The 22,528-nt window shown below is 68.6% G+C and carries 16 protein-coding genes; 12 read left to right on the top strand and 4 right to left on the bottom strand.

Features of this window, described 5'->3' with window-relative positions; translation table 11 throughout:
* The first annotated feature begins 75 nt into the window (after nt 1-75).
* Together ACLB9X_RS12860 and ACLB9X_RS12855 are read left to right on the top strand one after the other, a co-directional pair.
* Nucleotides 76-1,194 (top strand): lipid II:glycine glycyltransferase FemX, encoded by a 1,119-nt coding sequence (locus tag ACLB9X_RS12860; protein WP_177149303.1) that lies wholly within the window; start codon nt 76-78, stop codon nt 1,192-1,194.
* A gap of 94 nt (nt 1,195-1,288) precedes the next feature.
* Complete coding sequence (locus tag ACLB9X_RS12855; protein WP_410360425.1) at nt 1,289-2,320, top strand: alanine racemase; 1,032 nt, start codon at nt 1,289-1,291, stop codon at nt 2,318-2,320.
* 41 nt (nt 2,321-2,361) lie between these two features.
* On the opposite strand, the gene ACLB9X_RS12850 is transcribed toward ACLB9X_RS12855, so the two are convergent.
* Together ACLB9X_RS12850 and ACLB9X_RS12845 are read right to left on the bottom strand one after the other, a co-directional pair.
* Nucleotides 2,362-3,963, bottom strand: a complete 1,602-nt coding sequence (locus tag ACLB9X_RS12850; RefSeq protein WP_410360424.1) for a glycosyltransferase family 87 protein — start codon at nt 3,961-3,963, stop codon at nt 2,362-2,364.
* Nucleotides 3,964-4,084: 121 nt separating this feature from the next.
* Nucleotides 4,085-6,745 carry a transglycosylase domain-containing protein gene (locus ACLB9X_RS12845; RefSeq protein WP_410360423.1) on the bottom strand — a complete coding sequence of 887 codons (2,661 nt, stop codon included), beginning with the start codon at nt 6,743-6,745 and terminating at the stop codon, nt 4,085-4,087.
* Between the two features lie 372 nt (nt 6,746-7,117).
* On the opposite strand from ACLB9X_RS12845, the gene ACLB9X_RS12840 reads away from it, so the two are divergent.
* The 3 genes from ACLB9X_RS12840 (at nt 7,118) to ACLB9X_RS12830 (ending at nt 10,322) form a co-directional block, all read left to right on the top strand.
* Complete coding sequence (locus ACLB9X_RS12840; RefSeq protein ID WP_410360422.1) at nt 7,118-7,834, top strand: helix-turn-helix transcriptional regulator; 717 nt, start codon at nt 7,118-7,120, stop codon at nt 7,832-7,834.
* 59 nt (nt 7,835-7,893) lie between these two features.
* On the top strand, nt 7,894-8,976 hold the full coding sequence (locus tag ACLB9X_RS12835) for an inositol-3-phosphate synthase (protein ID WP_410360421.1): 1,083 nt from the start codon (nt 7,894-7,896) through the stop codon (nt 8,974-8,976).
* A gap of 77 nt (nt 8,977-9,053) precedes the next feature.
* The gene (locus tag ACLB9X_RS12830) at nt 9,054-10,322 is read left to right on the top strand and encodes an MFS transporter (protein ID WP_410360420.1); all 1,269 of its coding nucleotides are present in this window, start codon (nt 9,054-9,056) and stop codon (nt 10,320-10,322) included.
* A gap of 93 nt (nt 10,323-10,415) precedes the next feature.
* Here the strand turns inward: ACLB9X_RS12830 and ACLB9X_RS12825 are convergent, their stop codons facing one another.
* On the bottom strand, nt 10,416-11,882 hold the full coding sequence (locus ACLB9X_RS12825; protein ID WP_410360419.1) for a CCA tRNA nucleotidyltransferase: 1,467 nt from the start codon (nt 11,880-11,882) through the stop codon (nt 10,416-10,418).
* A 181-nt stretch (nt 11,883-12,063) separates the two neighbouring features.
* Here ACLB9X_RS12825 and ACLB9X_RS12820 point away from each other — a divergent pair, with 181 nt between their 5' ends.
* The 7 genes from ACLB9X_RS12820 to trxA all read left to right on the top strand — a co-directional run bounded on the left by ACLB9X_RS12820 (nt 12,064) and on the right by trxA (nt 21,577).
* A complete protein-coding gene (locus tag ACLB9X_RS12820; RefSeq protein ID WP_410360418.1) occupies nt 12,064-14,418 on the top strand; it encodes a DUF6049 family protein in 2,355 nt (784 codons plus the stop codon).
* Nucleotides 14,419-14,462: 44 nt separating this feature from the next.
* Nucleotides 14,463-16,616, top strand: a complete 2,154-nt coding sequence (gene murJ / locus ACLB9X_RS12815; protein WP_410360417.1) for a murein biosynthesis integral membrane protein MurJ — start codon at nt 14,463-14,465, stop codon at nt 16,614-16,616.
* A gap of 120 nt (nt 16,617-16,736) precedes the next feature.
* A complete protein-coding gene (locus ACLB9X_RS12810; RefSeq protein WP_410360416.1) occupies nt 16,737-18,473 on the top strand; it encodes a protein kinase family protein in 1,737 nt (578 codons plus the stop codon).
* Nucleotides 18,474-18,497: 24 nt separating this feature from the next.
* Nucleotides 18,498-19,202 (top strand): RNA polymerase sigma factor SigM, encoded by a 705-nt coding sequence (gene sigM, locus ACLB9X_RS12805; protein WP_410360415.1) that lies wholly within the window; start codon nt 18,498-18,500, stop codon nt 19,200-19,202.
* Nucleotides 19,199-20,098 carry a hypothetical protein gene (locus tag ACLB9X_RS12800; RefSeq protein ID WP_410360414.1) on the top strand — a complete coding sequence of 300 codons (900 nt, stop codon included), beginning with the start codon at nt 19,199-19,201 and terminating at the stop codon, nt 20,096-20,098. Before sigM ends, ACLB9X_RS12800 begins: the two co-directional genes overlap by 4 nt.
* Before the next feature lie 122 nt (nt 20,099-20,220).
* Complete coding sequence (gene trxB, locus ACLB9X_RS12795) at nt 20,221-21,195, top strand: thioredoxin-disulfide reductase (protein WP_410360413.1); 975 nt, start codon at nt 20,221-20,223, stop codon at nt 21,193-21,195.
* 49 nt (nt 21,196-21,244) lie between these two features.
* A complete protein-coding gene (gene trxA, locus ACLB9X_RS12790) occupies nt 21,245-21,577 on the top strand; it encodes a thioredoxin (RefSeq protein ID WP_307714557.1) in 333 nt (110 codons plus the stop codon).
* 75 nt (nt 21,578-21,652) lie between these two features.
* Here the strand turns inward: trxA and ACLB9X_RS12785 are convergent, their stop codons facing one another.
* Nucleotides 21,653-22,270, bottom strand: a complete 618-nt coding sequence (locus ACLB9X_RS12785; RefSeq protein WP_410360412.1) for a GNAT family N-acetyltransferase — start codon at nt 22,268-22,270, stop codon at nt 21,653-21,655.
* Between the last annotated feature and the right edge of the window lie 258 nt (nt 22,271-22,528).

Raw genomic sequence — 22,528 nt, 5'->3', positions numbered from 1 at the left:
TCGGACCAGTAGGCTTCGGCGCGAGAGCCGGAACCCCTGTACCGATGGGGACACACCTGCCGAGGAGCGCCCCGCATGAGCCTGACCCTGAGGACCATCAGCCGTGAGCAGCATCTGGCATACATCCAGAGCCTGCCCTCGGCGAGTCACTGCCAGGTCCCGGCGTGGGCGGACGTGAAGACGGAGTGGCGCTCGGAGAACCTGGGCTGGTTCGACAAGAACGGCGACCTCGTTGGCGTCGGCCTGGTGCTCTACCGCCAGCTGCCCAAGATCAAGCGGTATCTCGCGTACCTCCCCGAGGGCCCGGTCATCAACTGGTACGCCCCGAACCTGGACGACTGGCTCCAGCCGATGCTGGCGCACCTCAAGAACCAGGGCGCCTTCTCGGTCAAGATGGGGCCGCCCGTCGTCATCCGCCGCTGGGACGCTCCCGCGATCAAGGCCGGCATCCAGGACCCCGACGTCAAGCGCCTGCGTGATGTCGAGGCCACGCACATCGAACCCCGGGCCTTCGAAGTCGCCGACCGCCTGCGGAAGATGGGCTGGCAGCAGGGCGAGGACGGCGGCGCCGGCTTCGGCGACGTGCAGCCGCGGTACGTCTATCAGGTGCCCCTGGCCAACCGGTCGCTGGACGACGTCCTCAAGGGCTTCAACCAGCTGTGGCGCCGCAACATCAAGAAGGCCGAGAAGGCCGGTGTCGAGGTCGTCCAGGGCCGCTACGAGGACCTCGCCGAGTGGCAGCGCCTGTACGAGATCACTGCCGAGCGGGACCGCTTCCGGCCGCGCCCGCTGTCGTACTTCCAGCGCATGTGGACGGTCCTCAACAACGAGGACCCCAACCGCATGCGGCTGTACTTCGCGCGGCACAACGGCGTGAACCTGTCCGCGGCGACCATGCTCGTCGTCGGCGGGCACGTCTGGTACTCCTACGGGGCCTCCGACAACATCGGGCGCGAGGTCCGGCCCTCGAACGCGATGCAGTGGCGGATGCTGCGCGACGCCTACGCCATGGGCGCCACTGTCTACGACCTCCGGGGCATCAGCGACTCGCTCGACGAGACGGACCACCTCTTCGGCCTGATCCAGTTCAAGGTCGGCACGGGTGGCGAGGCCGTCGAGTACGTCGGCGAGTGGGACTTCCCGCTGAACAAGCTGCTCCACAAGGCGCTGGACATCTACATGTCGCGCCGCTGAGGACGCCGCTGACCGCTCCGGCGGCGTGAAGTACTCCGTAGTCTCGTACATGTCTTTGATACACCGCAGCCACCAGAAAGGTTCCGGGCCGGTCATGGCGCTCTCCCTCTACGTCGACACCGCGCGCTGGCGGGCGCACCAGAAGTCCGTGATCGATCAGTTCCCCGGCCTCGTCCCGGTCTGCAAGGGCAACGGCTACGGCTTCGGTCACGAGCGCCTCTGCGACGAGGCCGCCCGCTTCGGCGCCGACATGCTCGCGGTCGGCACGACATACGAGGCCGCGCGGATCAAGGACTGGTTCGGCGGCGACCTGCTGGTCCTCACGCCGTTCCGGCGCGGTGAGGAGCCGGTGCCGCTGCCCGACCGGGTGATCCGTTCGGTTTCCTCGGTGGACGGGGTGCACGCCCTGGTGGGCGCGCGGGTGGTCATCGAGTGCATGAGCTCGATGAAGCGCCACGGCATCGCCGAGCACGAGCTCGGCCATCTGCACGCCGCGATCGAGGACGTGCGGCTCGAGGGTTTCGCGCTGCACCTGCCGCTGGACCGCACGGACGGCTCCGACGCCGTCGAGGAGGTCATCGGCTGGATGGACCGGCTGCGTGCCGCCCGTCTGCCGCTGCACACCATGTTCGTCAGCCACCTGCGCGCGGACGAACAGGCGCGGCTGCAGCAGCAGTTCCCGCAGACCCGGTTCCGCGCCCGGATCGGCACCCGCCTGTGGCTCGGCGACCACGAGGCGACGGAGTACCGGGGAGCGGTCCTGGACGTGACCCGCGTGTCCAAGGGGGACCGTTTCGGCTACCGGCAGCAGAAGGCCGCGTCCGACGGCTGGCTGGTCGTCGTCGCCGGCGGCACGTCGCACGGCGTGGGGCTGGAGGCGCCCAAGGCGATGCACGGCGTGATGCCGCGCGCCAAGGGCGTGGCCCGTGCGGGTCTGGCGACGGTCAACCGCAACCTGTCGCCGTTCGTGTGGGCGGGCAAGCAGCGCTGGTTCGCGGAACCGCCGCACATGCAGGTGTCGATCCTGTTCGTGCCCGGGGACGCCACGGAACCCAGGGTCGGTGACGAGCTCGTCGCCCACCTGCGGCACACGACCACGCAGTTCGACCGCCTCGTCGACCGCTAGGCCGCCCGGGCACCGCGCCCCGCGCGGATGGCCGGACGCCGTCAGGCGGACTGCTGAGCGCCTGTGCCCTGCCCCGTCCCGGCGGGCTGTGCCCCCCATTCCACCCGCGGGCCTTCCACGGTCGGGGCAGCATGCCGTCGCGGCCGCGCCGCGCGCCCCAGGACGAACACGTCTCCGGCCCCGTCGAGCACTCCGCCGGAGGGGTCGTCCGAGCCGTCCGTCCGCACCCCGTCGCGTTCCGGCATGAGGATGTCCCGCACGATCACCGCGCACAGGTAGAGCGTCCCCAGCAGGTGCAGGGCGATCGCGAGCTGGTAGCCCTCCGGCGGCAGTCCCTGGTGCTTCTCGCTGGTGGTGTACGCGAGATACATCCAGATGCCGAGGAAGTACATGACCTCGCAGGCCTGCCAGACGAGGAAGTCCCGCCAGCGCGGACGGGCGAGCGCCGCGAGCGGGATCAGCCACAGCACGTACTGCGGCGAGTAGACCTTGTTGGTGAGGACGAACACGGCGACGACCAGGAACGCCAGCTGTGCGAACCGGGGCCTCCGCGGTGTGGTGAAGGTCAGCAGAGCGATACCGGCGCACGCCACGATCGTCAGGAGCAGCGCGTACGTGTTGACCGTCTCCGCCTCGATCGAGCGACCGGTGCGCTGGGTGATGATCAGCCAGAACGAGCCGAAGTCGACCGGCCGCTCCTGGCTGAAGGTGTAGAACTTCTTCCACCCCTCCGGTGCGAGCAGCATGACGGGGACGTTGACCACGAGCCACGCCAACACGGCCCCGAAGGCCGCCGTGAGGAACTCACGCCACTTGCCCGCGCGCCAGCACAGCACCAGCAGCGGCCCGAGGAGCAGGAACGGGTAGAACTTGGCGGCCGTCGCCAGTCCGATGAGGACGCCCGCGGCGAGCACCCTGCTGCGCGACCACATCAGCATCGCCGAGGCCGTCAGAGCCACGGCCAGCAGGTCCCAGTTGATCGTGGCCGTCAACGCGAACGCGGGCGCCAGCGCGACCAGCAGTGCGTCCCAGGGGCGGCGGCGGTGGGTGCGGGCGACGCAGACGGCGATGACGGCGGCGCAGATCAGCAGCATGCCCGCGTTGATCATCCAGTACAGCTGCTCGCGCCCCATCATGTCGTCGCCGGACAGTCCGAGCCAGGAGGCGGCGTCGACGACCCAGGAGGCGACCTGCATGAACAGGCCGGTCAGCACCGGGTATTCGAGGTACTCCATGTCGCCGGGCAGCCGGTCGAAGTACGGAATACGACCGTCCGCGAAGCCGCGGCCGAGATACAGGTGCGGGATGTCCGAGTAGCAGGCGTGGGTGTACTGCGAGCTGGTGCCCCGGAACCAGGCCCAGTTGTAGCAGGGCAGCTTCTGCACCATGCCGAGCGCGAACATGCCGATGGCGACCAGGGCGATGACACGCACGGGGGTGAGCGGACCGTTGCCACCGCGCCGTGCCCAGCGACCCGCGGGGCCGCCGATCAGCTCGCTGCCGGCCGCGGCGACCCTGTCGCACCGTGTGGGGCGCACGTCAGGACCGTCGCGGCGTGCGGGGCGCACGTCGGGACTGTCGCGCCGTGCGGGCAGGGCACCGCGGCGGTCCTCGTACACGCTCGTCTCCTCTGCGCTGGGCATGGTGCACATCCTGCCGCAAGGGGCCGGGTACACGACGAGGGCCGCCGTATCCTGCGGGCGCGAAGCGCTGCGCTGTGCCGGATACGGCGGCCCTCGATCGGTGCCGGCCCAGGTGCGGCGGCTATTGGGTTCCGTCGGAGCCTCCGATGAAGCCTCCGCCGTTGTTGCCGTTGCCGCCGCTGTCCGTACCCGGTGACGTACTCGGACTCGAGGTGATCCCGCCGTTGCCGCCGCCCTGATCGGTGCCCGCGTTGGCGCCGCCGGTCGGCTCGCAGGTCCAGTCCTCCCACGGGTTGCACGACTCCGACGGGCCCGGGCTCGGCGAAAGGCTCGGCGACGGGCTCGAGGACGGCGACTGGGACGGGCTCGGGGACGGGCTGCTGCTCGGCGTCGGCTTCGGCTTGACCGCGCCGCCGCCCCAGACGGCCTCGGCGTCCTCGAGCTCCACCGGCTCGTCGAACTCCAGGATCTTGGCGTCCTTGAGCGCCTTGGACATGTACGTCTGCCAGATCTCGGACGGGAACGACGAACCGTGGATCGTGTCCCGGTCACCGGTGCCGTACATCTTCAGGAACTCGCGCTTCTTGCCGCTCTTCTCGTCGTCGTCGAGGCGGTACATGTCGATGGCGGTCGACAGCTGCGGGGTGTAGCCGACGAACCACGCGGACTTGTTGTCGTCGGTGGTACCCGTCTTGCCGGCGACCTGACGGCCGGGGAGTCGAGCGTTCTTACCCGTGCCCTCGTCGTCGTCGACGACGTCCCGGAGCACGTCGGTCACGTTGGTGGCGACCGCCTTGGTGAAGGCGGTCTCGACCTCGTCCTCGTGCTTGTAGATCGTCTGGCCCCTGTGCTCGACGGACGTCACGGAGTACGGGTCGCGCTGCTTTCCGTTGGCCGCGAAGGTGCCGTACGCGCCCGCCATGCGGATGGCGCTGGGGTCCGAGATACCGAGGGAGAACGAGGGGACGTTCGACTCGACCAGGCTGGATTCGAGCAGACCGGCGTCGACGGCCGCCTTCCGCACCTGCGGGATGCCGATGTCCATGCCGAGCTGCACGAACGGCGAGTTGGCCGAGTGGATCATGGCTTCGCGCAGGCTGATGTTCTTGAACGACTCGTCACCGTCGTTCGTCTGCAGCCACTCCTTGCCCTCCTCGTTGCGCCAGATCGAGCCGTCGTAGTTCTTGATCTTGAGCTTGTTGGCTCCGTTGTACCGGCTCTTGTCGGGGTCGACGATGGTGCGCTGGCCGGGCCCCTGCTCGATCTCGCCCTCGGGGTCGCGTACGCCGTCCCGCATCGCGGCGGCCAGCACGAAGGGCTTGAACGTCGATCCGACCTGGGCACCGGTCGCGTCGGCGTTGTTCGTGAAGTGCTTCGTCGCGTCGGTACCGCCGTAGATCGCGACGATCTTGCCGGTCTCCGGCTCCACGGAGGCGCCGCCGAACTGGACGTGGGTGTCCGTGTCCGGCCGCTTCTCCGGGTCGATGTGCTTCTTGTAGATGCCCTTGATGGTGTCTTCGAGTGCCTGGACCTTCTTCTTGTCGAAGGTCGTGTGGATCTCGTAGCCGCCCTGCGCCAGCTTCCTCTCCGTCATGCCTTTGTAGTTGTTGAGGAAGTTGGCCTTGGCGAGATCCACCAGGTAACCGATCTGCCCGCCCAGCTGCGCGTTCTTCTTCGGCTTCTGCGGGTCGGGGAACTCCGTGTATTCGGCGCGCTCCTCGGCCGTGAGGTGGTTGTCCTTGACCATCTCGTCGAGGATCCAGCGCCAGCGCTTCTCGGCCCGTTCCCGGTTGGCCGGGGCCGTCGCCCTCGAGTCGATCTCGGTGGCACCGGCCGGGTCGTAGTACGTCGCGCCCTTGAGGAGTGTGGCGAGGAAGGCACACTCGCTCGGGTTCAGCTTCTCGGCGTCCTTGTTGTAGTACGTCCGGGCCGCGGCCTGGATGCCGTACGCGCCTCGCCCGTAGTACGAGGTGTTCAGGTAGCCCTGCATGATCTCGGGCTTGCCCATCTCGCTGTCGATCTTGATGGAGATGAACAGCTCCTGGAACTTGCGGCTCAGGGTCTGGTTCTGGTCGTCCAGCCGCGCGTTCTTCACGTACTGCTGGGTGATGGTGGAGCCACCCTGGGTCTCCTGGCCACGGGCCATGTTGAACACAGCACGGGTGATGCCCATCGGGTCGATGCCCGAGTCCTTCTCGAACGTCTTGTTCTCCGCGGAGATCACGGCTTTCTGCATCGCTCTCGGGATCTGGTCGATGCCGATGATCTGGCGGTTGACCTCACCACCCGTGGCGGCCATCTGCGAGCCGTCGGCCCAGTAGTACACGTTGTTCTGGGCCGTGGCCGCCTCCGCCTCCTTCGGGATGACGACCGTGCTGTACGCGATGGCCGCGGCCACGGTGAGCAGCCCGACGAAGCCGATGCACAGTCCGGCGACAAGCCTCCAGGAGGGCATCCAGCGACGCCATCCGTACTTGTTGTGCCTCGGGTAGTCGATCAGCCGCTTCTTGCCGGCTCCGGCACCTGCGGCTCCGCGGCGCGCTGCCCGGCCGCCGGCTCCCGACTCGTCCACACGCCGGCGACCACCTCCCCGCTGGGCGGCGCGCCGGGCTTCGGCTCTGCCACCGTACGGGCGCTCCTCGGCATAAGAAGCGGACGGGGAGGCTGACGTGGCATCCCTTCCGGGTGCTGCACGGCGCCCGGACGACTGCTGGGCGGCGCGTCGGGCCGCGGCGCGCCCGCCACCCTGCGGCTGCGGCGGTTTGCGTCGGTGCTCGCTCATCGAACGACTACTCCTCGGGCAGGCGAGACGCCTGGAAGCGGCAGTTGAGTTCCGGTCCCCCCGAAATGGATACGAACGAGCTCTCCGGAGGGCTCATCCGCTGTGCATCCACGGCGATGACGCTCAGGAGCGTCACATGGTTCCCGGTGGTCTGCATGCCGCACAGACTACGCACGGTCAAAACCCACCGAGGGCCGAGGTTCACCCCATATCAGGCAACTCGCCGCCGACGAATTGACGATGTGACGCCGCTCACCAAGGCCCCCCTTGTCGGGTGCGGACCGCCGCTCTATCGTGCTGATGTATCGAATCGATACATCAGCACGACACATCGGGCCGCGACACGGGCACCGAGGGACGAGGGAGGCGGCAGTGAGCAGGCGCTCAGGCATCCTCGAATTCGCCGTCCTCGGCCTGCTCCGCGAAGCCCCGATGCACGGGTACGAGCTGCGCAAGCGGCTCAACACCTCACTGGGAATCTTCCGGGCCTTCAGCTACGGAACCCTCTACCCCTGCCTCAAGACGCTCGTCGCCAACGGCTGGTTGATCGAGGAACCGGGAAGCGCACCCGAGGACGCCCTCGCCGCATCGCTGGCGGGGCGCCGCGCCAAGATCGTCTACCGACTGACGGCGGAAGGTAAGGAGCACTTCGAGGAGCTGCTCTCGCACACCGGCCCCGACACCTGGGAGGACGAGCACTTCGCAGCCCGTTTCGCCTTCTTCGGCCAGACGGAGCGCGAGGTGCGGATGCGGGTCCTGGAGGGCCGCCGCAGCCGACTGGAGGAGCGCCTGGAGAAGATGCGCGCCTCTCTCGCCCGCACCCGCGAGCGCCTCGACGACTACACGCTCGAACTGCAGCGGCACGGCATGGAGTCCGTGGAGCGCGAAGTGCGCTGGCTGAACGAGCTCATCGAGAGCGAGCGGGCGGGGCGGGATCAGCGACGGCCCTCCCCCGGGAGCACCGCTCAGCAGGACAACACATCTGGAGCGACGGGCGGCCTGCCCCGGCACCAGGGCGACGAGTCGTCCGGAGGGACACCTCCCGACGGCTCCACCCCGCCGGATCCGTCCGACGACACCGCCAAGTGAGGCTCTGCGCTCCGCAGGGTTTCATCCGGAATACCGAGATCACACAGGGAGCAACCGGAATGGGTTCGGTTCGCGTAGCCATCGTCGGCGTGGGCAACTGCGCCGCCTCGCTGGTGCAGGGCGTCGAGTACTACAAGGACGCCGACCCGGCAGGCAAGGTGCCGGGTCTGATGCACGTCCAGTTCGGCGACTACCACGTTCGTGACGTCGAGTTCGTGGCCGCCTTCGACGTGGACGCCAAGAAGGTCGGCCTCGACCTCGCGGACGCCATCGGCGCCAGTGAGAACAACACCATCAAGATCTGCGACGTGCCGTCCACCGGCGTCACCGTGCAGCGCGGCCACACCCTGGATGGTCTGGGCAAGTACTACCGCCAGACCATCGAGGAGTCCCCCGAGGCCCCGGTCGACGTCGTCCAGGTCCTCAAGGACAAGCAGGTCGACGTCCTGGTCTGCTACCTGCCCGTCGGTTCCGAGGACGCTGCGAAGTTCTACGCGCAGTGCGCCATCGACGCCAAGGTCGCGTTCGTCAACGCCCTCCCGGTCTTCATCGCCGGCACCAAGGAGTGGGCGGACAAGTTCACCGAGGCCGGTGTCCCGATCGTCGGCGACGACATCAAGTCGCAGGTCGGCGCCACCATCACGCACCGCGTGATGGCGAAGCTGTTCGAGGACCGGGGCGTCATCCTGGACCGCACGATGCAGCTGAACGTCGGCGGCAACATGGACTTCAAGAACATGCTCGAGCGCGAGCGTCTGGAGTCCAAGAAGATCTCGAAGACGCAGGCCGTCACCTCGCAGATCCCGGACCGCGAGCTGGGCGAGAAGAACGTCCACATCGGCCCGTCGGACTACGTGGCCTGGCTGGACGACCGCAAGTGGGCGTACGTGCGTCTCGAGGGCCGCGCCTTCGGAGACGTCCCGCTGAACCTCGAGTACAAGCTCGAGGTGTGGGACTCCCCGAACTCCGCGGGTGTCATCATCGACGCCCTGCGCGCCGCGAAGATCGCCAAGGACCGGGGCATCGGTGGCCCGATCCTCTCCGCGTCCTCGTACTTCATGAAGTCGCCGCCGGTCCAGTACTTCGACGACGAGGCGCGTGAGAGCGTCGAGAAGTTCATCAAGGGCGAGGTCGAGCGCTAAGCGTTCGTCCCGTCCGATCGAGGAGGGTCCCCGGGTCTTCGGCCCGGGGACCCTCCTCGTATGTGACGCTTGCTCGCATGCCTGCTGTACGTGATCTGCGCGTACTACTGCGCCTGACCGACTTCCGCCGACTGCTGACCGTCCGGCTGCTCTCCCAGTCGGCCGACGGCGTCTACCAGGTCGCCCTCGCCACGTATGTGGTGTTCTCACCGGAGAAGCAGACCTCGCCCGCCGCGATCGCCTCCGCCATGGCCGTCCTGCTCCTCCCGTACTCCTTCGTGGGCCCTTTCGCCGGCGTGCTCCTCGACCGCTGGCAGCGCCGACAGGTCTTCCTGTACGGCAATCTCCTGCGCGCGCTCCTCGCCGGCTGCACGGCGCTGCTCATTCTCGCCTCGGTGCCGGACTGGCTCTTCTACGTTTCCGCGCTGTCCGTCACGGCCGTCAACCGGTTCGTGCTTGCCGGACTCTCGGCCGCCCTGCCGCGGGTGGTCGACGACGACCGGCTCGTCATGGCCAATTCCGTGTCACCCACCGCTGGGACCCTCGCCGCCACCGCGGGCGGTGGACTGGCGTTCCTGGTCCGCCTCGTCGTCGCCGACTCCGATGCCGTGGTGGTGCTGCTCGGGGCCGCGCTCTATCTCTCCGCTGCCCTGGCGGCGCTGCGCATGGGGCGCGAGCTGCTCGGACCCGATCCGGAACTCGTCCAGCCCCGCCTGTTCACGGCGATCGCGTCCACGGCTCGCGGGCTGCTGGACGGCTTGCGGCATCTTGCCGGGCGACCGCCCGCCGCCCATGCCCTGGGGGCGATGACCCTCATGCGGTTCTGCTACGGCGCGTTCACGGTGATGGTGCTCATGCTCTGCCGCTACGCGTGGTCCGAGACCGAATCGGAGGGGCTTGGCCTCCTCGGTCTCGCGCTCGCGGTCTCGGGTGCCGGGTTTTTCGCCGCCGCTGTGCTGTCGCCCTGGGCGGTCGGGCGCCTTGGGCGGTACGGCTGGATGATCGGCTGCGCCGCGGTGGCAGCCGTCCTCGAACCGGCACTTGGGCTGCCGTTCGTTCCCGAGCCGATGCTGGCCGCCGCTTTCGTCCTGGGGCTCGTTACCCAAGGAGCGAAGATCGCGACGGACACGATCGTCCAGACCGCCACGGACGATGCCTTCCGTGGCCGGGTCTTCGCCCTCTACGACATGTTGTTCAACGTGGGCTTCGTCGGAGCGGCCGGTATCGCGGCGCTCATGCTGCCGCCGGACGGCAGGTCCGTTCAGCTCGTCGTTCTGATCGCGAGCATCTACGCAGTGATCATCGTGATGCTGGTGCACTGGAGACGCAGAGGAGAACTGTCCTGACGACAAGCGGGCGGGGCGATGTTTCACGTGAAACACCGCCCCGTCCGTCAGCGCCGGTGCCACGTTTCCCGTGAAACATCGCGCCCTTCATGCTCAGCTCTGAGCCGCCCACCACTCCTTGAGCGCGGCTACCGCCGCATCATGCTCCATCGGCCCGTTCTCCAGACGCGCATCGAGCAGGAACGCGTACGCCTTGCCGATCACCGGACCGGGGCCGATGCCCAGGATCTCCTGGATCTGGTTGCCGTCGAGGTCCGGCCGGATCGCGTCCAGCTCCTCCTGCTGCTGCAGCTGGGCAATGCGCTCCTCCAGCCCGTCGTAGGCCCGGGAGAGTGCACCCGCCTTCCTCTTGTTCCGGGTGGTGCAGTCCGAGCGGGTCAACTTGTGCAGTCGGCTCAGCAGTGGTCCGGCGTCCCGCACATAGCGCCGCACCGCCGAGTCGGTCCATTCACCGGTTCCGTAGCCGTGGAAGCGCAGGTGCAGCTCGACGAGCCGCGCGACGTCCTTGACCATGTCGTTCGAGTACTTGAGCGCCGTCATCCGCTTCTTGGTCATCTTCGCGCCCACCACTTCGTGGTGGTGGAAGGAGACGCGCCCGTCCTTCTCGAACCGCCGTGTCCTCGGCTTTCCGATGTCATGGAGCAGCGCAGCGAGCCTCAGCACCAGGTCCGGGCCTTCGTCCTCGAGATCGATCGCCTGGTCGAGCACGGTGAGTGAGTGCTCGTACACATCCTTGTGCCGGTGGTGCTCGTCGCTCTCGAGGCGAAGGGCAGGCAGTTCGGGCAGCACGTAGTCCGCGAGCCCGGTGTCGACGAGCAGTCCCAGGCCCTTGCGGGGGTGTGCCGACAGCAGCAGCTTGTTCAGTTCGTCACGCACACGTTCAGCGGAGACGATCTCGATGCGCTGGGCCATCGCCTTCATGGCGGCCACCACGTCGGGCGCCACCTCGAAATCGAGCTGAGCCGCGAAACGGGCGGCGCGCATCATCCGCAGCGGATCGTCCGAGAAGGACTCCTCTGGGGTGCCGGGCGTCCGCAGCACGCGGGCCGTGAGGTGCTCGAGGCCACCGTGCGGGTCGACGAACGCCTTCTCGGGAAGGGCGACGGCCATGGCGTTCACCGTGAAGTCACGACGAACGAGGTCTTCCTCGATGGAGTCGCCGTAGGACACCTCGGGCTTGCGTGACGTCCGGTCGTAGGACTCCGACCGGTAGGTGGTCACCTCGATCTGGAAACGCTGCACGTCGTCGCCGACGCGGCCCTCCTTCTGGGCCCCGACTGTGCCGAAGGCGATGCCCACGTCCCAGACCGAGTCCGCCCACGGCCGGATGATCTTCAGTACGTCCTCGGGCCGAGCGTCCGTCGTGAAGTCGAGGTCGTTGCCGAGCCGGCCGAGAAGTGCGTCACGTACCGACCCGCCGACCAGGGCAAGGCTGAACCCGGCCTCCTGGAAACGGCGGGCAAGGTCGTCGGCGACCGGGGACACCCGCAGCAGTTCGCTCACCGCGCGGCGTTGCACCTGGCTCAGGGCAGTGGGGTTGTCTTCATTGGCGTTCGGCACAACAGAAAAGGGTACGTGTCCCGGCCGACGGGAGCGCCCCGGTTTACGGCAGCCTCCGGCGCCCCTGCGATCTTGTGATGCAGTCCGCGGCACGTCGACACAGCGCACATCGTTACCATGCGTGGACGCAAGAACCGGAGAACCACCACCGGCAAGCAGACGACGAGGGACGGGCGAGCGCGTGGCCGAGGCGGCAGACTTCCAGGGGATGCGTACTTCTCCTGCCCGCCGGTGGCTGCGTCGTTCAGCCTCGCTGCTCACCGGCGCACCACTCGTGGCCGGGCTGCTGTGCGGCCCCGCGACGTCGACGGCGCATGCCGCGGAGGACGCGACCGGGTCGCGGACCGTCGATGTGTCTCTCGACACGTTCACGCCTTCGACGCCGGGCGAGAAGGACACGATCACCATCTCCGGGACGGTGATCAACGAGGGCAAGCAGACGATCACGGACGCACACGTCGATCTGCGGGTCGGGCAGAAGCTCACGGCCAGGACCGCCATCGACAGGGCGGCTGAGCGCACCGGCTACGACCCGGGCCTCGACGGTGCCGAGATCGACGACACGTACTCCGTCGAAATCCCGCGCCTCGCCTCCGGCATCAGCCATGACTTCCGGCTCTCCGTACCGGCCGACGAGCTCGACCTCGACGAGGACGGCGGCGTCTACCAACTCGGCGTCTCGCTGTCGGGACAGACCGCGAACCTGCCGTACGACCACGTGCTGGGCATCGAACGGACCTTCCTGCCGTGGCAGCCGGAGGCGCCGGAGAAGAAGACCCGCCTGACGTATCTGTGGCCGCTGATCTCCTCCACGCACCTCACCTCGGAGACAGGCTCCGACGAGCAGCAGACGCCCGTCTTCGAGGACGAGTCACTGGCTGCCGAGCTGTCCACCGGCGGGCGGCTCGACGAGCTCGTCTCCCTCGGCAAAGAGCTGCCGGTCACCTGGGTCATCGATCCGGACCTGCTGGCCACCGTGGACGCGATGACCCGGAATTACGAGGTCAAGAAGGGGAGCACCACGGTCCCCGGCAAGAACCAGGCCGTGGCCAAGCGCTGGCTGAGCGATCTCGAAGCCGCGGTTCAGGACCGCAAGGTCGTCGCCCTGCCGTTCGCCGATCCCGACCTGGCCTCGCTGGCGCACCGCGGCAAGACCGTCTCCGGATCGCTCAGCCATCTCCAGCCGGCCACCGAGGTCGCCGCGACCACGGTGGAGACGATCCTCCACGTGAAGGCGTCGACCGACTTCGCCTGGCCCGTGGAGGGCGCGATCGACTCGTCGATCGTCGATGTGGCCACATCGGCCGGTGCGCACAACGTGATCGCCCGCAGCGACAGCCTCCAGGACAACCTGGTCTACACGCCCACTGCGGCGCGGCCCATCGGCGGTGGCACGACCGCGGTCGTGGCCGACTCACGGCTCTCCAAGGCGTTCCAGGGCGACATGACCCGGTCGGAGACCTCCACGCTCGCCGTCCAGGAGTTCCTGGCGCAGTCGCTCGCGGTGACGCACCAGGCCCCGGACAAGCAGCGCAGCATCGTCGTCGCCCCCCAGCGTGTGCCCACGGCGGCCCAGGCCCAGTCCATGGCGCGTGCCCTGCAGGCCCTCGGCAACCAGCGCTGGACCCAGCCGCTCGACCTCGTCGCCGCCGCTGACGCCAAGCCGGACCCCGACGCCAACACCACGGTGCCCGCCGCCTCCCAGTACCCGGGAAAGCTCCGTAAGCAGGAGCTGCCGGTCGAGGCCTTCCAGGACGTCCGGGGCACCCAGGAGACCCTCGACATGTTCGAGGGCATCCTCACCCAGGCGGACCGGGTGAACACGCCCTTCGGCAGGGCGATCGACCGCGAGCTGTCGGCTTCGTGGCGGGGGAACCCCATGGCGGCCGAGCAGTACCGCAGCGGCGTACGGAGCTATCTGCGGGACCTCACCGAAGAGGTCCAGCTGATCGAGAAGTCGGACGTGACCCTCTCGGGCCGCAGCGCCACGATTCCCGTCACCGTGCAGAACGAGCTGGTCCAGGGCATCGACCATCTGGTGCTCCGGCTGACCTCGCACAACCCCACGCGCCTGAACCTCGACGGCGACAAGGGAGTCACCGAGCAGCAGGTCCGGATCGACGGCGGCCACAGCCAGACGGTGAAATTCCCCGCCTCGGCCAATGCCAACGGTCAGGTCCAGATGACGGCGCAGCTCTACACGCAGGACGGCCAGCTGTACGGCAAGGCCATGAACTTCACGGTGAAGGTCTCCGAGATCACACCGACGGTCATGCTCGTCATCGCCGGCGGCGTCCTGCTTCTGGTCCTCGCAGGCGTCAGGATGTACACCCAGCGCAAGCGCGCCGCCGCCCACGAGGCGGCGGGCGCGGAGTCCGAGGGACCGTCGAAGGACGACGACACCGCCTCGGACGAGGCGGCGAGCACGCGTGGTGACATCGACAGCCCGGATCCCGGGCAGGCGAGTGACCTCGGACCGGACATCGGACCCGAAAGCGGCGACCCGTCGGGCGCTGGTGAGAAAGTGGACCGTTGAGCGATGTGTGGCCGGTCGGCCGGGGACGATGAGGTGGGGTAGTCATGAACGCGCCGTACGACGGTGACCGTGGCCAGGGCTCGGGTGGCAACCCGGCCGGCCAGGTCCCGCCGCCCCACCAACCTGCTCCCGAGTCTCACGTCCAGGAGCCCTACGTCCAGGACGCCTACGCCCCCGACCCTTTCCAGGACCGGGATCTCTCGGCACAGGACCCGGTGGCCGAGGCGCTCTACGACCGGTCTGCGCACCCTCCGCCGCCACCCGGGACGTACCAGGAACCGCAGCCGCTCTACCAGCAGCCTCCGTCGCCCGATCACGCCCCCGACCCCCGCGTCTGGGCACAGACGCCGCCGCCCGAGCCGGAGGGGCCCTCCCGGCACCTGCCGTACGGGGACGCCGCCGGAACCACCCAGTTCACGGGCGTGGACGACCTCGTCACCCGCGCCGGCGACGGCAAGCCGGAAGCCGACGCGTTCGCTCACCTCTTCCGGGACCAGCAGACCTCGGGTCGGCCGGTCCCGGCACCCGAACCCGTACCCGCTGCGCCCGCGCCCCCCAAGAAGCCGGCCGGGCGGGCCTCCGGCCTGCTGAAGTCCAGTGCCGTGATGGCAGCCGGCACGCTGGTCTCCCGCCTGACCGGGTTCGTGCGCAGCCTGGTGATCACCGCTGCCCTCGGCGCCGCGCTCCTCGGTGACACGTTCACCGTCGCGTACACCCTGCCCACGATGATCTACATCCTCACCGTCGGCGGCGGACTCAACTCGGTCTTCGTGCCGCAGCTGGTGCGCGCGATGAAGAACGACGAGGACGGCGGCGAGGCGTACGCCAACCGCCTGCTCACTCTGGTGATGGTGGCGCTCGGCGCCATCGTCGCCGTCGCCGTGTTCGCCGCACCGCTGCTGATCCAGCTGATGTCGGACACCATCGCCGGCGATCCGGCGGCCAACAGTGTGGCCGTCACCTTCGCCCGCTACTGCCTGCCCACGATCTTCTTCATGGGCATTCATGTGGTCATGGGCCAAATCCTCAACGCGCGCGGCAAGTTCGGCGCGATGATGTGGACCCCGGTCCTCAACAACATCGTCATGATCACCACGTTCGGCCTCTTCATCTGGGTGTACGGCACCTCGGCCGAATCGCAGATGGGTGTGCAGACGATTCCGCCGGAGGGTGTCCGCCTGCTCGGCGTCGGAACGCTCCTCGGCCTGGTCGTCCAGGCGCTGGCGATGATCCCGTACCTGCGTGAGACCGGCTTTCGCTTCCGTCCGCGCTTCGACTGGAAGGGCCACGGCCTGGGCAAGACGGTGAAGCTGGCCAAGTGGACGGTGCTCTTCGTCCTGGCGAACCAGGCCGGTGTCCTCGTCGTCACCCAGCTCGCCACCGCGGCGGGCGAGGCCTCGGGCAAGCAGGGCGCGGGCTTCATCGCCTACACCAACGCCCAGCTCATCTGGGGCATGCCGCAGGCCATCATCACGGTCTCCGTCATGGCCGCCCTGCTGCCGCGCATCTCGCGCGCCGCCCACGACGACGACCCGGGCGCGGTGCGGGACGACATCTCCCAGGGTCTGCGCAACAGCGCGGTCGCCATCGTCCCGGTCTCCTTCGCCTTCCTCGCGCTCGGCGTTCCGATGTCCACGCTGCTGTTCGCGTCCACCGGCCAGGAGGCCGCACGGGGCATGGGCTTCATCCTGATGGCCTTCGGCCTCGGCCTGATCCCCTACTCCGTCCAGTACGTCGTCCTGCGCGGCTTCTACGCCTACGAGGACACCAGGACGCCCTTCTACAACACGGTCATCGTCGCGGCGGTCAACGCCGGGGCGTCCGCCCTGTGTTACGCGCTGCTGCCCGCCCAGTGGGCGGTCGTCGGCATGGGCGCCTCCTACGGCTTCGCCTACGCGGTGGGCGTCGGGGTCGCCTGGCGGCGGCTCAAGAAGCGCCTCGGCGGCGATCTGGACGGCTCTCACGTGATGCGGACGTACGCACGGCTCTCCATGGCGTCGGTGCCGGCCGCCATCGCAGGCGGGGCGGCGGCCTTCGGCGTCATGACGGCGCTGGGCAGTGGCGCGGGCGGCTCATTGGTCGCGCTGGTCGCCGGTGGGGCCGTACTGATGGGCGTCTTCCTCGTCGCGGCGAAGAGGATGCGCATCGAGGAGCTCAACGCCATGGTCGGCATGGTCCGTGGGCGTCTCGGTCGCTAGGACGGGCCGGCCCTGGCACAACCTTCGTCGGACGCCGTGTGTCGTGCATAGCGTCCGACTGTGGGCACAATTGGCATGGCGTTTGGATATGGCGCAACGGATGGGGAGGCAGGAACGACGGTGGCGGAACGTAGCACGGCTGCCGTCGACGTGGCCGACAACGGCGGGGACGAACCGCTGACCGCGCAGGCGGACAAGGCCACGACCGACGGGGCGGCAGAATCCCAGAAGACTGCGGAGACGACCGCACCGGAGACGGACGGCGAGGCGAAGACCGAAGCGAAGAGCAAAGAGCTCGCCCTGTCGACGCCTGAACTGCACAGCGGCCACAAACTCGCCAGACGCTACCGCCTGGAGGAGTGCGTCACCCGTCTGGACGGTTTCAGCAGCTGGCGTGCCGTCGACGAGAAACTGCGCCGTGCCGTCGGCGTCCACCTCCTGCCCGCGGACCATCCCAGGGCCCGATCCGTGCTCGCTGCCGCCCGCTCATCGGCTCTCCTCGGCGATCCACGCTTCGTCCAGGTCCTCGACGCCGTCGAGGAGAACGACCTGGTCTACGTCGTCCACGAATGGCTCCCCGACGCCGTCGAGCTGACTACCCTGCTCGCTGCCGGGCCTCTTGAACCGCATGACGCGTACCAGCTGGTCGAGCAAGTGTCGTTGGCCATGGCCGCCGCGCACCGCGAGGGGCTCGCCCACCTGCGGCTGACGCCTGGCGCCGTTCTGCGGACCTCCACCGGTCAGTACCGCATCCGTGGCCTCGCGGTGAACGCCGCGCTGCGTGGCATCTCCGCCGACCGCCCCCAGCGCACCGACACGGAGGCGATCGGCGCCCTGCTGTACGCCGCGCTCACGCAGCGCTGGCCCTACGAGAATGACGCCTACGGCCTCTCCGGGCTCCCGAAGGGCGTTGGCCTCGTCGCACCCGACCAGGTGCGTGCCGGCGTCCATCGCGGACTGTCCGAACTCGCCATGCGCGCTCTCGTCAACGACGGTGCCACCGCCTCCCGCCAGGAGCCGCCGTGCACCACGCCCGACGAACTGGCGAAGGCGGTCGCCGCGATGCCGCGCATCCGCCCGCCGGAGCCCGCCTTCACCGCGCCCCCGGAGTACCAGCGCACCACCTATCAGCAGGGCACCTACGGGCGCACCACCGCCCGGCCGGGCGTGGGGGTCACGCAGGCAGTGCCCGCACCGCCCGCACCGCTGGAGGGCCGTACCGGCAAGGCGCTGAAGTGGGCCGTGTCCGCCCTCCTCATCGCTGCCCTGGGGCTCGGCAGCTGGCAGGTGGCCGACAAGCTGCTGGGTCAGGAGCAGGGTTCCCAGGAGCCCAAGACGTCGGAGACGTCCACCACGGACGCCGAGGACGAGAAGCCCAGGATTCCCGTCCCTCTGAAGATCCAGGCATCCCAGGAGTACGCCCCGGACGGCTCCCCCCAGAACGCGGCAGACGTGGGCGCCACGCACGACGGCGACACCACCTCCTACTGGCGGACCAAGAGCTACTTCGACGGACCGCAGTTGGCTCCGTCGGTGAAGCAGGGCGTGGGCATCGTCTTCGACCTGGGTTCGGAGAAGAACGTCTCCAGCGCCTCCATAGCGTTGCGCTACGGCGGAGATCACACCAGGATCAGCCTCTACGCAGCCGATTCCCTGTCCCCGTCCGGCCCGGTGAGCTCCATGACGCAGATCGCCTCCGGACAGACCAGCGGATCGGCACTGAAGTTGACGGGCAAGAAGCCGGTGGCGAGCCGCTATGTCCTGCTCTGGATGACCGCGATGCCGTACTCGTCGCAGGATGAGTTCAGCGATCCCGGTTACAAGCAAGGCATCACGGACGTCTCGTTCACCGGCTGACGGAAGCGGGGAGGGGGCTCACCGTTGGACGACGTCACACTCGGCGAAGCGAGCGACCAGGATCTGCTGGCCCGCCATGTCTCCGGTGACCCCGATGCCTTCGGCGAGCTCGTGCGGCGCCACCGCGACCGGCTGTGGGCAGTGGCGCTGCGCACGCTGGGGGACAGGGAAGAGGCCGCAGACGCGGTCCAGGACGCCCTCGTATCCGCCTTCCGCGCTGCGCACACCTTCCGCGGCCAGTCCGCCGTGACCACGTGGCTGCACCGCATCACCGTGAACGCCTGCCTCGACCGCGCCCGCAAGGCGGCCTCCCGCAAGACCTCCCCCGTCGACGACACCGAGCGTCTGGAACAGCTGCTGGAGCCGCATGAGTCCGCCGAGGCTCCCGCCGAGCGCCAGGACCTCCACCGCCAGCTCCTGTCCGCACTGGCCACGCTCCCACCGGATCAGCGGGCCGCGCTCGTCCTCGTGGACATGCAGGGCTATCCCGTCGCGGAAGCCGCACGGGTCCTCGACGTACCGACCGGGACGATCAAGAGCCGCTGCGCCCGCGGCCGGGCCCGGCTGCTGCCGATGCTCACGCACCTCCGTGCGGATGGTGGAGGTAGCCCCGACGTCAGCGGGGGAAGGAACCGGACGCCGGGGACATCCGTCCCACCGGAGTCGGGAGCAGAAGACACAGGGTCGAACGGGCCTGCGGCTGTGAAGGGTGGAGGTGGGCGCGTGTGACATCCTCGACCGACAGGGCCGGCACAGCACAGCACCCGGACGTCTCGGAGATCTCCGACCTCACCGAAGGTCTTCTGACCCCCTCCCGTGCCGCCGAGGTACGCCTGCACCTCGACGACTGCTCCCTGTGCGCAGACGTCCGCAGCTCACTCGAAGAGATCCGGGGCCTGCTGGGGACGCTGTCCGGGGCCGGCCGCATGCCTGCCGACATCGCCGGCCGGATCGACGCCGCCCTCGCTGCCGAAGCGCTCCTGGCCGCCAGCGCCCCGTCCGAGCCCGCGCATGTTTCACGTGAAACAGCGCCGCCCCCCTCTCCGGCTGAGGCAACCGCCCCCGCCGCCGACCGCCCCGCGGGCCACTCGCGTGCCGCGACCGGCCCCGGCCGGAACCGTCGGACCCGCCGTCGGCGCGTGGCCCTGCTCGGTGCCGTCTTCGGCGCTGCCGCCGTCGGGATCGGCGTCATGTTCCTCCAGTCGGTACCGACACCATCGGGGAAGGACACCGGCACCCACGAGGCCAGCGTCAGCGCCGACACGGGGGAGTTCTCCGGGGCGCCCATCAAGGACCGCGTACACACGCTGATCGCTGCGGACACCCACGCCGAACCGAGGATCGAGAAAGTGCCTCCGCCCGACACCGAGTCCTCCACGATCTCGCCCAAGAGCTCACCCGAGATCTCGCTGCCGGCGTGCATCCAGCAGGGGACCGGCCGCTCCGATCGCCCCCTCGCCTTCGAGCACGGCCGCTACGCGGGTGTCGACGCCTACCTCGTCGTAATGACGCACCCCACCGACGCGACGCGGGTCCAGGCGTATGTGGTGGACGCCGCCTGCGTCGGCAACGCCGCCGCAGGCCCGGGAAAGCTACTGCACACGGAGTCCTACCCCCGCGACTGAGACCTGCCCGTGCCGCTCCGACATCCCGGGAATGCAAGCCCCGTAGGATCCGTTGGGTGGGGTGAGACCCTGTAACCCGCCCCGTAGGCAGTAGGCAGTCTGCAGAGACGAGGAAGAAACCCGTGAGCGACGTCCGTAACGTGATCATCATCGGCTCCGGGCCCGCGGGCTACACGGCCGCTCTCTACACCGCGCGCGCGTCGTTGCAGCCGCTGGTGTTCGAGGGGGCCGTCACGGCCGGTGGCGCACTGATGAACACGACCGATGTGGAGAACTTCCCCGGCTTCCGCGACGGCATCATGGGTCCCGACCTGATGGACAACATGCGCGCTCAGGCCGAGCGCTTCGGCGCCGAGCTGGTCCCCGACGACGTCGTAGCCGTCGACCTCACGGGCGAGATCAAGACCGTCACCGACACCGCCGGGACGGTGCACCGTGCGAAGGCCGTGATCGTCACCACCGGCTCGCAGCACCGCAAGCTGGGCCTGCCCAAGGAGGACACCCTCTCCGGACGCGGCGTCTCCTGGTGCGCCACCTGTGACGGGTTCTTCTTCAAGGACCAGGACATCGCCGTGATCGGTGGTGGCGACACCGCCATGGAGGAGGCCACCTTCCTCTCCCGCTTCGCCAAGTCCGTCACGATCGTCCACCGCCGTGACACGCTGCGCGCCTCCAAGGCGATGCAGGAGCGCGCCTTCGCCGACCCGAAGATCTCCTTCGCCTGGGACAGCGAAGTCGCGGAGATCCACGGTGACCAGAAGCTCTCCGGTCTGACCCTGCGCAACACCAAGACGGGTGAGACCTCGCAGCTGGCTGTCACCGGCCTGTTCATCGCCGTGGGCCACGACCCCCGTACCGAGCTCTTCAAGGGCCAGCTCGAGCTCGACGACGAGGGCTACCTGAAGGTCGATGCGCCGTCCACGCGCACCAATCTGACCGGTGTCTTCGGTGCCGGCGACGTCGTCGACCACACCTACCGTCAGGCCATCACGGCCGCCGGCACCGGCTGCTCCGCCGCCCTGGACGCCGAGCGCTTCCTCGCCGCCCTCTCGGACAGCGAGAAGGTCGCCGAGCCCGAGAAGACCCCCGTGGTCTGACCCCCGCACCGCACTCCCCTACACCCCGCAGAGAAGTAAGGAGGACGCCGTGGCCGGCGACCTGAAGAACGTGACCGACGACTCCTTCGAAGAGGACGTCCTCAAGAGCGACAAGCCCGTCCTGGTGGACTTCTGGGCTGCCTGGTGCGGCCCCTGCCGCCAGATCGCGCCGTCCCTCGAAGCCATCGCGGCCGAGCACGGCGACAAGATCCAGGTCGTGAAGCTCAACATCGACGAGAACCCGGCCACCGCTGCGAAGTACGGCGTCATGTCCATCCCGACGCTGAACGTCTACCAGAACGGTGAGGTCGCCAAGACCATCGTCGGCGCCAAGCCGAAGGCCGCCATCGTCCGCGACCTCGAGAGCTTCATCGGCGAGTAATCAGCCTCACGTTTCACGTGAAACATCGAATGGGCTCACCCCTGGGGCGGGGGCGAGCCCATTCTCATGTCGGCCTCACAGCGGGCGAAGCGCCGGTTCCTTCTGCACCGCGCCCAACAGCCGGTCCAGCGCCAGCTCCACGTCTTCCTTCCAGGAGAGCGTGGTGCGCAACTCGAGACGGAGCCGGGGGTGCGTCGGATGGGGTCTCACCGTCTTGAACCCCACCGCGAGCAGATGGTCGGCGGGCAGGACGCAGGCGGGCTCCTTCCACCGTGCATCACCGAACGCCTCGATGGCCCGGAATCCCCGCCGCAGCAGATCCTTGGCAACGGTCTGGACGATCACCCGCCCCAGACCCTGTCCCTGATACCCGGGCATGACCCACGCGGTGATGAGCTGCACCGCGTCCGCGGAGACGGGACTGGTGGGAAAGGCCATCGATCGGGGCACATAAGCCGGCGGTGCGTAGAGAACGAAGCCAACCGGAACGTCGTCGACGTAGACCACACGGCCGCACGAGCCCCAGTCGAGAAGGACCGCCGAGATCCAGGCCTCCTTCTCGAGCTGCGGGGTCCCCGCCCTTACCGCTGCTTCGCCGCTGACCGGGTCAAGTTCCCAGAAGACACACGAACGACAGCGCTGGGGAAGGTCCGAAAGGTTGTCGAGCGTGAGCGGTACGAGTCGGCGTCCCATGGAGGCTCACCCCCTCTTCCCTGATCGGCTGCGCTCCGCGCGGCTGCCAGTGCACTCCTCTCGCGAAGCAGGCTGCTGACGAATCCGCCTACTGCTCCAAGTCCCAGGCCCGCTGTCACCAGTTGGCTGCGGCTCACCGCTCGCATAGCCCCCGCCCTCCCTTTGAGGTGGCTCAAGGTGGATGCGTCATACCAGAACGCATCGTATCCACCCAGCCCCGACACGGATAGCGCACTACGGCAAAGGGCGGGTCGTGTC

The organism is Streptomyces sp. 5K101 (assembly GCF_046506645.1).
Taxonomy (GTDB): Bacteria; Actinomycetota; Actinomycetes; order Streptomycetales; family Streptomycetaceae; genus Streptomyces.
Note: the sequence above shows the minus strand (reverse complement) of the source record. Positions and strands in the feature narration are given on the sequence as shown.

What these genes read in the sequence shown, in the direction of transcription:
- ACLB9X_RS12860 (WP_177149303.1), top strand. Translation starts at nt 76, where the DNA reads ATGAGCCTGACCCTGAGGACCATCAGCCGTGAGCAGCATCTGGCATAC.
- ACLB9X_RS12855 (WP_410360425.1), top strand. Translation starts at nt 1,289, where the DNA reads ATGGCGCTCTCCCTCTACGTCGACACCGCGCGCTGGCGGGCGCACCAG.
- ACLB9X_RS12850 (WP_410360424.1), bottom strand. Translation starts at nt 3,963, where the DNA reads ATGCCCAGCGCAGAGGAGACGAGCGTGTACGAGGACCGCCGCGGTGCC.
- ACLB9X_RS12845 (WP_410360423.1), bottom strand. Translation starts at nt 6,745, where the DNA reads ATGAGCGAGCACCGACGCAAACCGCCGCAGCCGCAGGGTGGCGGGCGC.
- ACLB9X_RS12835 (WP_410360421.1), top strand. Translation starts at nt 7,894, where the DNA reads ATGGGTTCGGTTCGCGTAGCCATCGTCGGCGTGGGCAACTGCGCCGCC.
- ACLB9X_RS12830 (WP_410360420.1), top strand. Translation starts at nt 9,054, where the DNA reads ATGCCTGCTGTACGTGATCTGCGCGTACTACTGCGCCTGACCGACTTC.
- murJ (WP_410360417.1), top strand. Translation starts at nt 14,463, where the DNA reads ATGAACGCGCCGTACGACGGTGACCGTGGCCAGGGCTCGGGTGGCAAC.
- ACLB9X_RS12785 (WP_410360412.1), bottom strand. Translation starts at nt 22,270, where the DNA reads ATGGGACGCCGACTCGTACCGCTCACGCTCGACAACCTTTCGGACCTT.